Genomic DNA, 12,338 nt, shown 5'->3' on the forward strand with positions numbered 1-12,338 from the left:
GGTCCTTGCCGGCTGCCTCGCCGCTGTGGGCCCCGTTGCTGTGCGTCTCGCTGCCGTGTGTCCCGCTGCTGTGTGTCTCGCTGCTGTGTGTCCCGCGCTCGCGGGCGTCGCCGCTCACAGCGGGAGGAAGGAGTCGTCGTGCGCGCGGTGCGCGAACACGGTGCCGGTGTGGACCTCGTAGAACCAGCCGTGCAGGGTCAGCTTGCCGTCCGCCAGCCCGCGGGCCACGAACGGGTACTCGCGCAGGCGCCCGAGCTGGCGCAGCACGTGGTCCTGGACGGCGTCGGCCAGGTCGGGCGCGTCGGGGGCCTTGCACGCCGGCGGGGGCGTGGTGTCCAGCCAGTCGCGGACGGCGGGAACGGCGGACAGATCGTCGCCGCGCACCATCGCGCCCACCGCACCGCAGTGGGAGTGACCGCAGACGACGATGTCGGAGACGCCGAGCACCTGGACGGCGTACTCGATGGTGGCTGCCTCACTGGAGGGCTTGCCGGGGAGGTGCTCCGGAACGATGTTGCCTGCCGTGCGGAGCTCGAAGAGCTCGCCGGGGCGGGAGCCGGTGATCAGCGAAGGGATCACGCGGGAGTCGGAGCAGGTGATGAACAGGGCGTCGGGGGACTGGCCGTTCGCGAGCGGCCCGAGCTCGTCGGGGCTCGCGGTGGCTCGCTGCCGGAAGGCGCGGACGCTGTCGATGTACTTCTGCATAGGGGTGTTCCTCCAGCGCGCCCGGTCAAGGTCGCGCGGTGTGAGTCGTCCTGGTCGGATCGCATCTGATGTGCGTGGCGAATGCCGTGCGGGAGCCGACGGGAACGGTCACAGGCGGAACACCTGCAGAACGGCGGGCCGTGCTGCGGGGCGGAGGCCGGGCGGGCCGTGCGGAGGCGCATGGGCGGTGGCCCGGCGGTGCGAGAGCGCGAAGTCCGAGCCGCTGAACTGCGCGAAGGCCGTGGCGGCCCGGCGGTCCTGCGGCGGCGGATGGGCCGTGGGCGGCCCGTACGAGCGGCTGCCGCGGTGCTGCGGCAAGTGCCCGTAGGGCGTCTCGGGATGGTCCCAGCACGGGTCGGACGACGGGTCGGCCGCTCCGGCGCTGCTGCTCACCCGGCTCATCGGCTCGGGCAGGGCCGAGGACATGGTGACCAGGAAGCAGAGCACCCCCGCGAACAGGAAGGCGGTGAGGGCCGTGACGACATCAGGCAGTACGCCGCGACGCGTTGTCATGCACCCTCCCCTCCTATGTGTCCACGACAGTGCGGGACTTGAGTCTTGCCGATCACTGTGACACTTCAACTGCCTGAAAGTCAGCAATTCGTTAAGACTTTGTGAGCGTCGTGGCACTTGACTTCGATCACATGCGGCGTTACGGGGGAGTAGCTACCGATTCGTCACTGCGCGTACATGACAGTGGCGTTCCGTGTTTGTTCGGATCCGGTACTGCCTGGGCTTTCCCGCCCGGAATCACCCGGCTGGGCACGTTCGCCCTTGCCGCCCTCGGGTCGGTGGCAGTCGGAGGAGTCGCGGCAGTCACGGCACTTGCCGGGTCGCGGAGACCGGAACGCCCGATCGCAGCCGTCGCAGTTCTGCAGCGGCGGTACGGCCGTCAGGGCGCCGGGAGCGCGGCCCGCTGCGCCGCTCGCTGCGGTGCCCGCCGTGGTCCCCGCTGCGGTGGCTGTGGTGTCCGTCGTGGCGTCCCTGTGGCGGGACGGCGCGCACGTCCGGAGCCGGTAGGCCAGCAACCGGGCAGGCCGCCGGTCGATACGGGCCGGAAGACCGCTGGTCAACGCCTCGACGATCTCGGCTGCTTCCGCGCCGATCCGCATCCACCCGACGACGGCCGGAACGAGCTGCCGGGTCTCCCGCTCGGACAGCAACAGCCGCGCATCCCGCACCCGCAGAGCACCGAGCACGGCGGTCGCGGCTTCGGCCTCGGAGGGGGTGGGGGAGGCGGAAGTGAGGGAGGTGGGGGTGACGGAGGTGGGAGTGAGGGAGGTCGGAGTGAGGGAGGCGGGCGCTGTCCGCGGAACCGGGCACGGGGGCTCCTTCGGGGCCGCCGGGGTCTCCTCCGGGGCCGGGGCCGGGGCCGGGGCTGGGGCCGGGAGCGGGAGCAGGGCCGGGGCCAGGGCCGGGAGCGGGGCCAGGCCCGGGGCCCGGTTCGGATCGGAGGCGCGGGCGGTTGCCGGGGTCGGGGCTGGGGTTGGGGACGAGGACGGGGGTGCGGGCGGCCCGTACGGTTCGTATGGCCCGTTCGGGCGGTATGGCTCGTACGGCTCGGGCGTCGGCTCCCGGTGCCGCCGCGCCGGATCGTCGTAGAAGAACGTCCGGGTGCGGATCCGGCCACCGGTTGTACGCTCCACCCGCCGCTCGATCCACCCGTCGGCCTCCAGCTCGCGCAGGGCGCGGCCGATCAGGATCTCGCCCTCGGAGAAGTGCGCGCAGAGGGCCTTGATGCTGATGGGGGCACCGTCCGGCAGCGAGAGGACATACACGGCGACCCCGACGGTGACCGCGCTGCCCGCCCGCTGCGCGAGGCGGTTGGCGATCACGGTGAAGTCGCGGGTGTGCCGGGAGCGGACGTGGGTGACACCGGACGGAACACAGCCGGACGGGCCGGGCGCCGGGGGTGTCGTTGCTGTCGGGAAACCTGTGGGCGCGCACGGCGGCGCGCTAAGCTGCGGCTCAGCCATCGGGAAGGTTGCTGCTTCCTGATCGGTCAGGCCCTCGATCGGGATTGCCGTCCCGGCCGGGGGCCGTCGTATGTAGGGGATGTGCCGCCGAGCGTAGCGGCCGGGATCGCGCGTACGACGCCAACTCACCCGAATGGGCGACGGGTTGGCGAATGGCTCGCGACAGGTCGGTGGGTGGGGTGGGGAGAAGTTCTTGACCAGGGTTCTTGGGTAGCCACGCGCCCCACCGCATCCCGGCGGGCCCGGCCCTGGTCGTGTGCCACCGGGGCCCGGTGGACGGGGATCCGGCGGGCAGGCTCTCGGTTACCCGGTGCTCTGTGGCTCCGATCCCGGTGCGGCAGCTACCTCCTCCGGCACCACGTAGGTGGGTCGCGACCTGCGCTTACCGCACGTTGAGCATTTTGGTGTTAGCTACGTCGAGCGAGTACAGCCGCGATAGTTGACGCGATTTCAGTATCGCTGGCTCTACCGCGAACAATCGATGTAAGCATTTAGGGGAATACGCGCATGAAGAAGAAGTTCACAGCGCTCGTCGTCGCAGCTGCAGCCGTGATGGGCACCACCCTGACCAGCGGTGTCGCCACGGCAAGCACGGCTCCGACGACCCAGGCCGCGGAGGTGGGCACTGCTGCCGCGTGGAAGGTCAAGGCTCAGCAAACCCTCACCGTGAGGGCGAAGCGGACGACCAAGTCTGCTGCTGTGGGAACTATGCCCAAGGGCACGGTCATCACCACCGACGACCTGGACGGTGTGCCCGGCAGTCGTTACAAGGTCTGCGGAACCACCGATACGAACTGGTACCCGGTGAAGTGGCACGGCGCCAAGGGCTGGGTCGTGGCCGCTTGCTGGTTCGCCGTCTAGGTAGGGCCTGATCAGTCCACCGTGTAGGTGCTCTGGAGATCCGATCGGTCGAAACCGAGGCCCGGGGCCGGAGTCACAGGCGTGGTCGTAGTACGCCTGAACTAGCCGGACAGGCTCCTCGCTGCAATCGGCGAGGAGCTTGTCCCCTGGGAGAACCGGACGGGGGCGGACCCGGCTTTGAGGGGTGGAGCCACCTGTCTGCCCGGTCTTCCGGCAGCGGGCCACTGACTGAACCAAGCCTTGAAGCGATGGGGGCCCACCCCGCGCCAAGTGGTCGGCACACAGAGCTGTGCCGTACCGGGACGTGGTGAGCGCCCGCCCCGCGCTCTACGCCGGAACCTGCCCCGTCCCCCCGAGGTGCGCCAGCAGCTCCTCCCCGGCCGGATACGGACGCTCCTCCGGCAGCAGCCGCGCCGCGGCGTCCAACGCGCCTTCTCGGACCAGGCCGTGCACCTGGTGGGCGAGCGGCGTCACATCGGTGATGGACACCGTCCACTCGTCCGCGTAACTCCGCGCGGCCTCGCCCGACAGCCCGAGCTGAAGAGACCGGTACGGCAGCGGCCGCAGATGCAGATCGCGCTCCGGATCCCACTGGACCCGCGCCGGTGCACGACGCAACTCCCGCTTCCAGGCCGCGAGATCGGCGTGAACGCCACGCTCGTAGTGCGACAGACACGCATGCCGCAGCGCCCACTCGAACCCCTCACGGGTGATCTCGACGGCGAGCACGGTCTCCTGGTCCTGCTTGGTGCCCCAGCCGCACCGGTACATCATCCACAGGAACGACGGCTTGATCCACGTCATCCGGTCCCGCTTCCAGGCCGCCGGAAACCGCCCCTCGCGGGCGGCAGGCAGGCCGAGGCCCGGTGCGTACGCCTGGTAGACGGTGACGGTGGAGTCCGTGTGGAGGGCGCGGATCTGGTGTTTGGGTTCTTGCATACGCCCCAGAATGGGCCCACAGCCTGCGGCGATGCCATGCATTAACGGCATGCCCGGCTCAAGAACGGCAACGGCCTGCCCGACTCGACCAACGGCAATGCCGGACCCGGCTCAGCCGACGGCGGGCCGACCGTCAGCGGGCCGATCGTCGGGCTCTCCGGACCGCGGCTCCAGCTCACGGATGACCCGGGCCGGGTTGCCGACGGCCAGCACACCCGCCGGCAGGTCCTTGGTGACCACGGCTCCGGCGCCGACCACGGTGTTCTCCCCGATCGTCACCCCCGGGCACACGATCACCCCGCCGCCGAGCCACACGTTGTCCCCGACCGTCACCGGCAACGCCCGCTCCCAGCCGGCCCGCCGACGCTCCGCGTCCAGCTCGTGGACCGGGGTGAGGAGCTGCACGTTCGGCCCGATCTGCACATCCGCCCCGATGCTGATCGGCCCGCAGTCCAGAAACACCGCCCCGAAGTTGATGAACGTCCCTGCCCCGATGGAGATCCGGTACCCGAAGTCGCACTGGAAGGGCGGCCGGATCCGCACCCCCTTACCAACGGACCCGAGCAGCCGCTCCAGAATCCGGTGACGCTCCTCCGGCGCCGCCCCAGCAGCCGCGTTGTACTCCGCACACAACTCGACCCGCCGCCGGGTATCGTCCGCCAGCTCGGGATCGTCGGGCAGATACCAGTCACCGGCGAGCATGCGCTGCTTGTTCTCACCCATGGGGCGGTCCTCTCGTCAGAGCTGGGGAGCGGCAGGAGCGAGGAAAGCGGAGCTGTTGGCAGGCTATACGGTCACACGGTGGACCGTAGCTGGGTCTGAAATTCGATGGTGGGCACTGCGTAGTGCCAGGCAACGTCCCGGATCTGACATGCGGCAAGGACTGTCGCGGCATCCTCGATGACCTCGACGCCCAGGTTGTTTCCCTCGTCGTCGAAGGAGAACTTCACGACGGTGCGAGAGTCGAACAGCCAGAAGTCGTAGTCCGGCAGACCGATGCGGCGTGCGTCGGACCGATAGAGGTTCCGAATATCCTCGCCGGCTTCGACATTGGCGAGCCCGGAACGAAGGAGGAAGCGCTGCCCCTCGGTGGGCGGACTATCGACCAGCCGTACCCGCTCGAAGCGCTTTCCTGCCTCCGTCTGCAACCGAACATTGGCCTGCCACGACTGAGTCGGGTCGTAAGCAATGTGCTCCCCGCGCAGAAACCGCTGCCATTTCTCGCCGGCTCGGTCTGATGCATAGCCTCGTTGGGTCTCCAGGCGCCACGCGGTGTGCTCGAACTCCTTGAAGTACGACTTGACCTCGGTGAACGGGGTAAGATTCGCCATCACTCTCTCCCATGGTGATCGTCGTGACCTGTCGGCGAAGGACTTTGGGGCCCGGAAAGCCGAGAGAAGTTGAGTGGTCTCTCGCGCTTCGGTGCTCAGCGCTCGTGCAACCGCGGACCGAGGGAGCCCCGGGCATGCTGAAGCTCAGTGCTCACGCACTGGAAGGATCTGTGCTGTGAACTGTGTGTGCCGGATCGCGTAATGCCATGCGGCGTCACGGATCTGGCATGCGCGGACGACCTCATCAGGATCCTGGCTCACCTGGACGCCGAGGATGTGGTCCTCGGCATCGAAGTGGAACGTCACCAGCGTTCGGGAGTCGAAGAGCCAGAAGTCGGCATCTGGCAGGTCGAGGCGTACCGCGTCCGACCGATGCAGGTTCCGGATGTCCTCACCAGCGCTGACATTGAACTGTGCGCGGTGCAGGAGGTAGAGCTGCCCCTCTGTGGCTGGGGTGTCGACAATGCGGACCCGCTCGAAGCGCTTGCCCTCCGCTGCTTGCCGGCGGCGAGCTGCGTAGTAGGGGTGGGTAAGGTCTTCCTCGGCAGGCTCTCCGCGCAGGAAGTTCTGGTACGCATCCGACTGCCGGTCGTCGGCATAACCCGCCCGGGATTCAAGTCGCCAGGCCGTATGCTCAAAGTCGTCAAAGAGGTAGCTGACTTCTGAGAATGGGATGAGGCTGTTCATCTGGTCCTTTCATGACGTCAAGTATGTGGAGACTGGCTCGATGCTCAGGTGAGGCGAGTTATTGCCTTGCCTATCCCTGGGGCTGCGCCACCACTACTGGAAGCATGACAGGCATGCAGGCATCCCATGGATTGTCACGGGAAAACCCGCGGACAAGAGTCGCCAGTCCGCTCGTTCAATAACCTCTTCATGGGCATCGATGACATCAGCTCCTACTGCGACGCGATGAACGCCATTGGCGCGGTAGCCGAACTTGCGGGAGACTGCTCGTGAGGCGGTGTTGCTCGCGAAGGCTGTCGAAGTTACACGAAGCGCATTCAGGCCCTCGAAGGCGAGAGTCAGTGCTGCTGCACGCATCTGTGTTCCGTATCCTTGCCGCTGAAACTCTTGCCCGAGCCAGAATCCGGTGCGCGCTTCTTGAGTGAGAGTGAAATTGCGCGCAGAGAGATTCTGTTGTCCGATCACCTCGTCGCCACGGAAGACTGCCAGCAGCAACCGCCAGTTGTCACGCTCCCAGTCTCCACGCGCCCACCAATGATTCTGCAAGACGCGACGTGCACGCAGGGACGGTGGCCCCGTAGCCCATGGTTGAGGAAAGCACACCTCATCGTCGGGATGAATACCGTCTGCGGCAACTTGCGCTAGCTCATCGAGCTCCGAATCTGTGGGCAGACGGAGGGTGAGATCCGGGGTGGTGAGTACGAGCGCTGTCAGCGGCCAATGACGCATCACGGGACCTCGATCGCTAGGGGCCGTCGAGGCCGAAGACGGTGCCGAACGGATCGACCAGCTGACAGATCTGTCGTCCCGTTTCTACGCGCAAGGGCCCCCGGTGGTGAGTGCAGCCGGCGTCGAGCAGTCTCTCGCGTACCTGGTGAACATCGTCGACAACCCAATAGGGAACCGTGCTCCTTCCATGAGGGTTGCTCTTCGGGGAGGCAGGGTGAAAGCCCAACTCAATCCCCTCAATGTCGAGCCAGGCGTAGATACTCGTGCCGTTGATGTCGAAGTGGGGTTCAGTCTTGAGTAGCTCTGCCCACCAGCGGGCAGCCCCTTCCGGGTCGTCGACGAAGACCATGACAGTGCGGATTCCGCGGAACATGGGGACCTCTCCTTGGTCCGAGTGCGACATCGGGCGGGATGGCCATCAGGCTGCGACACCGTGCAGGGAGCGGAGGCCGGTAGCGGTGGCGAAGGCCGTCAAGGCTTTCACCAAGGTGCGATCTGTCCACTCGCCTCCGAGTTCGTTGACGTGGTGGAGGTAGGCGCCCCGTACCCAGCGAGGGGAACGGTATCGCTCCTCGTGGGCGATGAACGCCAAAGTGATCAAATCTGGTAGACCGCTCAGATCCGGGCGCAGTGTCTCGGCATCGATGAGGGCGAGGTGCCCGTCGGCGTGGCGGCGGACATGGTCCGGCTTGAGGTCCAGGTGCCCAAGGGGAACGTGATCCGGACCGTGGGCGTCGGTCAGTAGGTCGAGCATCAGTCGCCAGGGCTCAGAGTGATCGAGCCACTGTGGCGTTGGTGCGCTCAGCATGGCGAGCAGGGACCACGGACTCATCACCACTCCGACGGAGGGGTGCCAGCGTGCAGATGCAGTGTGTACTGCCACAACTGTCCGGATCAGTTCATCGAAGACCCCGGGGCGAGCAAGGGACACACCGGATCCGAGGTAGTCGACGATCAGGGTGCGGGAGGTGTCGCAAGCACTTCTCAGCGAGGGAAGGACGCGTTCGCCGGCCAGCACTTGGTATGCAAGGACTTCGCCGAGATAGGCCGACTCGTCGGCGTGGCGCTTGAGCAGTTGTTCCGCCGGGCAGCCAAGAGCGAAGGCAGCAGTGCGATACCTGGCGGTGATGCAGACCGCCGGCGAAGGAGCCCCCGGGTAGTGCTCAGCGAGAATGACACGGGCCTGCTCCTCCGCCAGGTGACGGTCGGTGGTGAGTGGGCAGGCCAGCCACCCCTTGGGTCGATCGTGAGCAGCCCCGTCCAAGGGACCCGCGGGTGCAGCTTTCACGCATGCACATCCACGCCCAGGGCTGCGAGACTGTGCTCGTAGCACCGGGCAGCGAGGTCGGGCCGCTGGTGTTCGCCGTAGATGGCGAAGAGGGCATACACCGGGGAATCGAGACTCTCACCGATGTGCCATCCCTGATACGAGCCTCCTACGACGTCCCACACCTGGGCGCGGCCGAGGAAGAGTGCAGCCAAGTCTTGGAAGTAGACCTCGATGCCGAACGGATAGGAGCCCATGGCTTCGTCCCGGCTTGTCGTCTTCACCAGCTCCCAGTCGGGGCCGGCGATGTTCCACGCATATGTGTCAGCGGTCCCGGGGCGGCGCGGAGGGTCGAGGAGCCGGAGCGCAAGGCGATGTGCCCCGAGCGGGCCCTTGAGATAGTCGTGAATGCTCGTGGCGAGAGCACCAGTGCGAGTGGCGATCAACTCACGTGCCAGGCGGGGAAGCTCCTGAGCAACCACGTCTTCGGCCATGGCCCACTCGCCTTCGGCGAGGGGAGGTGTGATGGGGGACGGCAACACCTTCTGGGGTTCAGCGAGGAACTTCCGCTGCCTCGCCATGGCTCGGTCCTCGGCGCCTGTGTCGACGGCCACCCACGGGACGCAAGAGGAGATGACCGGCTCAGCGTTGGTGGGAACGGTCAGACGTTCACCGGGGCGCGGTCCATGAACACGGAAGAGATGCTGCAACTGATTGGCCGCATCAGCAAGTGCGGCGTGGTCTGAATACAGAAAGGGCCCATGAGGGCTTCGTGGTGCGGTGAACCCATTGCCGCAGAGCGCGACATCCTGCACACCATCCAACGGTTCGAGGTAGTCGATCAAGAGATTCTTCAGAATCTCGATGCCCGTCTTCCGATTGCGAGGTCCGTCCAGTCCAGGCAGAAGGTTGTTGTCCGCGCCGAGAGCGCCGAAGGGGACCGTCTGGGCGTTGTTGGACACCACGGCCAGGCGCGGCGGGGGCAACACTCCCTCGGAAAGCTGCTCGATATAGATGTCGGAGATGTCGGCGTCTACGCCGATGAAGATGTCACTGCCTGTCGTTTCGGAGAGTCGGATGAGGGGCTGGGCGACGCGCTTCTCCCAGAACAGGGTGCGGGCGCCGGCGGGGTAGAGAACGATCTCGATGTCACCGATGTTCAGTGGCTGAGTGTGGTCCACCCTGTTCACGGTGAAACCGAGCTTCGTGATTGCCTCGGTAACGGAAGTCGGCGTGGTCATGCCCGTGAAGATGGGAGTGGTCCGGCCGAGGAGATTCAATGACGGCAGGTGGAAGTGATCCAAGTGCTCGTGGCTGAGGATCACAGCATCTGGAAACGGCATGCCGGTGGCGTCCACCGTACGGGGCGGCCAGATCTCGAACTCTAAGCTCCCCGCACCGAACGCCTGCGTGAGGATGGGATCCAGCAGTACAGTGGACAGGCCGTCGGTGATGTGCCACGTCTGGTGGCCCAAGAAGGTCAGTTCCAAGCCGGCGCGAGCAGCCATTGAAATCTCCTCTTTGGTGCTGATGGTTGTGTCGGTTTGGGGGAGCTGCCAAGGCAGCCCCCCAAACCCTGATCTGGCTACCGGTGGTATGTGACCGGCGAGTTGTTCGTGGCGCCAGTCGAGGCGAACGCTTTGACGCGCCGCTGAAGCGCTCGCACAGATTCGGGTGTCACGGTGGGAGTGGGAGCGCTCCTCGCAGCCTGCTGCTTCGCTTGCTTCATGGCATACCTCCAAAACACTTTGGGCGAATGCTGGTCATTCGTCGGTCTCACCGCGGACAGCAGTTCCTCGGGCAGTGACTGGTCGGAGTCCTAGCCAGTGCGGTTGGTGCCCTTTCTCAAGTAGGCCAGGACTGCGGAACCGAACGACAGAGGGTTCGCGATGCTGCCCCGCGCACCTGGTGAAGCTACGCAGTGGTGGAATCTGCGTTCAACGAACTTGCACGGGGTTGCGGTTGGACTTGTCGCCGTGGCCTGGCACTTGACTGCGCTGTTTGCTCATGGCCTCTGAGGCTCTACCTGATCTGCACCATGGCCGTCTCCCCTCCGGCGCATCCAGAGGGACGGAAAGGGCTGCCGATCGAACTCCTTCGAACGTCTGCAAGTTCGCGCAAGTCGCTGTCCCCAGCGCCGACTTCGGTGCAACCTCATATGGACAGACGCTGTTTCGAGCGAGGAGGTCTGGCATGGCTCTGCGTATGCTCGGCAAGGACCCTGAGAGCAAGGACGGTGCTTCCCCGACCGTCTACCTTGATGACGAGACCGACAACTACCTGGTCCAGGGATGGAAGGTGCTGGACGCGGAGCGCCTCCGTCAGATGGACATCCCCGGCCATGAGACCGTGGTAGAGATCCCGCGGCGTATGGTGCAGTTCTTCCTGGAGGTGAAGGGTGAGCACGGTCCCGTCGTTTGAGGAGCTTCTGGGGTCGGCCCGCCGGACGGCCGTGCACCTTGAGCTGCGGGACTGGTACATGAAGTCGGACCCGAGCTACATCGCCTGGCAGGCCGGCGTCCGCGATGCTCCCGAGGACAACGACCCGGAGCAGCGCCCTTGGCTGAAATGGGTGCAGGACGCCACGGGCCGAGGGGTGGCGATCCGCCGGGCGAGGGTGTTCTCGGTGCCGGAGTCCGACTACATCAGGTTCGAGCACCACGTCTCGGACGCCAACGTGAAGGCCGGCGAGCAGATTGCCTGGCTGCCTCGTCGGCAGGCCACAGACATCGCTCTTCCCGGCAACGACTTCTGGGTCTTCGACGGCCGGCTCGCCTTGGTTCTTCACTTCGACGGTGACGGGGACCTGGCTCCGGACGGTGGGTTGGAGATGACCACAGACCCAGCCGTTCTCCAGCTCTGCACCACCGCCTTCGAGGAAGTGTGGAAGCGGGCAGTCCCGCACGCGGACTACCAGCCGTCCTGACAGAACTCACCGAAGACCTCCATTGGCCCCCTCGCCTTCATCCAGTGTCCAGGAAGCTCGACGAGCCCTGGGGAGGCGTCTGCGCGAGATCCGCACTGAGACAGGGCTGACGGCACGGGCGCTCGCGGCCCGTGCCGGATGGAGTGAGTCGAAGTCGTCCCGTATCGAGAACGGACTGACAACACCATCGGACAGTGACCTCCGCCGATACACAGAGTTGTGCGGAGTCCCTGAGCTCTATCCGGACCTCGCCGCTGCTGCTCACGGCATTGATGAGATGTACGTCGAGTGGCGGAGGCTGCAACGGTCAGGGCTGCGCCATGGCCAAAGAGTTCATGTTCCCTTGTACGAGCGCACGCACCAATTCCGAGTCTATGAACCAGGTGTGATACCAGGCCTGTTGCAGACTGCCGACTACGCGCGGTCGATCATGGGGAGAATCGTTACGTTCCGCGGAATCCCTGATGATGTGGAGGAAGCTGTGACGGTCCGCATGGACCGTCAACGCGTACTGCGAGAAGGTAACCGTCGTTTCGCCTTCTTGCTTGAAGAGACCGCACTCCGGTCACGCTTCGGAAACGCTGAAGTGATGGCTGCCCAACTCGGACACCTGCTCGCCGTGAGCACGCTGCCGCAGGTAAGCCTCGGCATCGTGCCCATGTCGGCCGATCGCGTCATGTGGCCCCTGGAGGGGTTCTGGATTTTCGACGACGAGCAAGTGATCATTGAACTGGCCACTGCTCAGATCACGGTAAAGCAGCCCAGCGAGGTCCACTTGTACGCGCGCATGTTCTCTGAACTTGCAGAGCTGGCGGTTTACGGAGCCGGAGCCCGTTCATTGGTTGCCGAGGCCATCAAGGCTGGGGAGTGACGTAATGAGCAGGCATGCCGGCGGCCTCGATGCGGCGCCCATGAAT

The 12,338-nt window shown here is 65.9% G+C and carries 15 protein-coding genes; 4 read left to right on the top strand and 11 right to left on the bottom strand.

What is annotated here, in order from left to right; translation table 11 throughout:
• Positions 1 to 114 precede the first annotated feature (114 nt).
• The 3 genes from ABT112_RS20695 to ABT112_RS20705 form a co-directional block, all read right to left on the bottom strand.
• On the bottom strand, positions 115 to 705 hold the full coding sequence (locus ABT112_RS20695; RefSeq protein ID WP_351511598.1) for a carbonic anhydrase: 591 nt from the start codon (positions 703 to 705) through the stop codon (positions 115 to 117).
• Between the two features lie 108 nt (positions 706 to 813).
• Positions 814 to 1,218, bottom strand: coding sequence for a hypothetical protein (locus tag ABT112_RS20700; protein WP_351511600.1), 405 nt, complete (start codon positions 1,216 to 1,218; stop codon positions 814 to 816).
• 164 nt (positions 1,219 to 1,382) lie between these two features.
• Positions 1,383 to 2,540, bottom strand: coding sequence for a hypothetical protein (locus ABT112_RS20705; RefSeq protein ID WP_351511602.1), 1,158 nt, complete (start codon positions 2,538 to 2,540; stop codon positions 1,383 to 1,385).
• Positions 2,541 to 3,188: 648 nt separating this feature from the next.
• On the opposite strand from ABT112_RS20705, the gene ABT112_RS20710 reads away from it, so the two are divergent.
• Positions 3,189 to 3,542: an SH3 domain-containing protein gene (locus ABT112_RS20710; RefSeq protein ID WP_351511604.1), complete on the top strand. Its 354-nt coding sequence runs from the start codon at positions 3,189 to 3,191 to the stop codon at positions 3,540 to 3,542.
• Positions 3,543 to 3,869: 327 nt separating this feature from the next.
• Here ABT112_RS20710 and ABT112_RS20715 read toward each other — a convergent pair whose 3' ends face one another.
• The 8 genes from ABT112_RS20715 to ABT112_RS20750 all read right to left on the bottom strand — a co-directional run bounded on the left by ABT112_RS20715 (position 3,870) and on the right by ABT112_RS20750 (position 10,003).
• Positions 3,870 to 4,481, bottom strand: a complete 612-nt coding sequence (locus ABT112_RS20715) for a DUF4291 domain-containing protein (protein WP_351511606.1) — start codon at positions 4,479 to 4,481, stop codon at positions 3,870 to 3,872.
• A 111-nt stretch (positions 4,482 to 4,592) separates the two neighbouring features.
• Positions 4,593 to 5,204: a sugar O-acetyltransferase gene (locus ABT112_RS20720; protein WP_351511608.1), complete on the bottom strand. Its 612-nt coding sequence runs from the start codon at positions 5,202 to 5,204 to the stop codon at positions 4,593 to 4,595.
• Positions 5,205 to 5,275: 71 nt separating this feature from the next.
• The gene (locus tag ABT112_RS20725) at positions 5,276 to 5,812 is read right to left on the bottom strand and encodes a DUF6879 family protein (protein WP_351511610.1); all 537 of its coding nucleotides are present in this window, start codon (positions 5,810 to 5,812) and stop codon (positions 5,276 to 5,278) included.
• Between the two features lie 144 nt (positions 5,813 to 5,956).
• The gene (locus ABT112_RS20730) at positions 5,957 to 6,499 is read right to left on the bottom strand and encodes a DUF6879 family protein (protein WP_351511612.1); all 543 of its coding nucleotides are present in this window, start codon (positions 6,497 to 6,499) and stop codon (positions 5,957 to 5,959) included.
• Positions 6,500 to 6,592: 93 nt separating this feature from the next.
• Entirely contained in the window at positions 6,593 to 7,228 is a 636-nt protein-coding gene (locus ABT112_RS20735) for a GNAT family N-acetyltransferase (protein WP_351511719.1), read from the bottom strand.
• Between the two features lie 16 nt (positions 7,229 to 7,244).
• Positions 7,245 to 7,601: a VOC family protein gene (locus ABT112_RS20740; protein ID WP_351511614.1), complete on the bottom strand. Its 357-nt coding sequence runs from the start codon at positions 7,599 to 7,601 to the stop codon at positions 7,245 to 7,247.
• Between the two features lie 45 nt (positions 7,602 to 7,646).
• Entirely contained in the window at positions 7,647 to 8,516 is an 870-nt protein-coding gene (locus ABT112_RS20745) for a hypothetical protein (RefSeq protein WP_351511616.1), read from the bottom strand.
• Complete coding sequence (locus ABT112_RS20750) at positions 8,513 to 10,003, bottom strand: MBL fold metallo-hydrolase (RefSeq protein WP_351511618.1); 1,491 nt, start codon at positions 10,001 to 10,003, stop codon at positions 8,513 to 8,515. Before ABT112_RS20750 ends, ABT112_RS20745 begins: the two co-directional genes overlap by 4 nt.
• A 685-nt stretch (positions 10,004 to 10,688) precedes the next feature.
• On the opposite strand from ABT112_RS20750, the gene ABT112_RS20755 reads away from it, so the two are divergent.
• Genes ABT112_RS20755 through ABT112_RS20765 form a run of 3 tightly spaced genes read left to right on the top strand, consistent with a single transcriptional unit; the run spans position 10,689 to position 12,292 of the window.
• Complete coding sequence (locus ABT112_RS20755) at positions 10,689 to 10,916, top strand: hypothetical protein (protein WP_351511620.1); 228 nt, start codon at positions 10,689 to 10,691, stop codon at positions 10,914 to 10,916.
• Positions 10,894 to 11,421, top strand: coding sequence for a DUF6879 family protein (locus ABT112_RS20760; protein WP_351511622.1), 528 nt, complete (start codon positions 10,894 to 10,896; stop codon positions 11,419 to 11,421). The genes ABT112_RS20755 and ABT112_RS20760 overlap by 23 nt, the downstream gene beginning before the upstream one ends.
• A gap of 22 nt (positions 11,422 to 11,443) precedes the next feature.
• Positions 11,444 to 12,292 carry a DUF5753 domain-containing protein gene (locus tag ABT112_RS20765; RefSeq protein WP_351511624.1) on the top strand — a complete coding sequence of 283 codons (849 nt, stop codon included), beginning with the start codon at positions 11,444 to 11,446 and terminating at the stop codon, positions 12,290 to 12,292.
• The last annotated feature ends 46 nt before the right edge of the window (positions 12,293 to 12,338 follow it).

The sequence above is a fragment of the Streptomyces sp. NPDC002055 genome (genome assembly GCF_040296705.1).
Lineage (GTDB): Bacteria > Actinomycetota > Actinomycetes > Streptomycetales > Streptomycetaceae > Streptomyces.

Bases quoted from the DNA above. Each gene is read 5' to 3' on its own strand.
- ABT112_RS20695 (WP_351511598.1), bottom strand. From the start codon at position 705: ATGCAGAAGTACATCGACAGCGTCCGCGCCTTCCGGCAGCGAGCCACC.
- ABT112_RS20700 (WP_351511600.1), bottom strand. From the start codon at position 1,218: ATGACAACGCGTCGCGGCGTACTGCCTGATGTCGTCACGGCCCTCACC.
- ABT112_RS20710 (WP_351511604.1), top strand. From the start codon at position 3,189: ATGAAGAAGAAGTTCACAGCGCTCGTCGTCGCAGCTGCAGCCGTGATG.
- ABT112_RS20715 (WP_351511606.1), bottom strand. From the start codon at position 4,481: ATGCAAGAACCCAAACACCAGATCCGCGCCCTCCACACGGACTCCACC.
- ABT112_RS20720 (WP_351511608.1), bottom strand. From the start codon at position 5,204: ATGGGTGAGAACAAGCAGCGCATGCTCGCCGGTGACTGGTATCTGCCC.
- ABT112_RS20725 (WP_351511610.1), bottom strand. From the start codon at position 5,812: ATGGCGAATCTTACCCCGTTCACCGAGGTCAAGTCGTACTTCAAGGAG.
- ABT112_RS20730 (WP_351511612.1), bottom strand. From the start codon at position 6,499: ATGAACAGCCTCATCCCATTCTCAGAAGTCAGCTACCTCTTTGACGAC.
- ABT112_RS20735 (WP_351511719.1), bottom strand. From the start codon at position 7,228: ATGCGTCATTGGCCGCTGACAGCGCTCGTACTCACCACCCCGGATCTC.
- ABT112_RS20740 (WP_351511614.1), bottom strand. From the start codon at position 7,601: ATGTTCCGCGGAATCCGCACTGTCATGGTCTTCGTCGACGACCCGGAA.
- ABT112_RS20750 (WP_351511618.1), bottom strand. From the start codon at position 10,003: ATGGCTGCTCGCGCCGGCTTGGAACTGACCTTCTTGGGCCACCAGACG.
- ABT112_RS20755 (WP_351511620.1), top strand. From the start codon at position 10,689: ATGGCTCTGCGTATGCTCGGCAAGGACCCTGAGAGCAAGGACGGTGCT.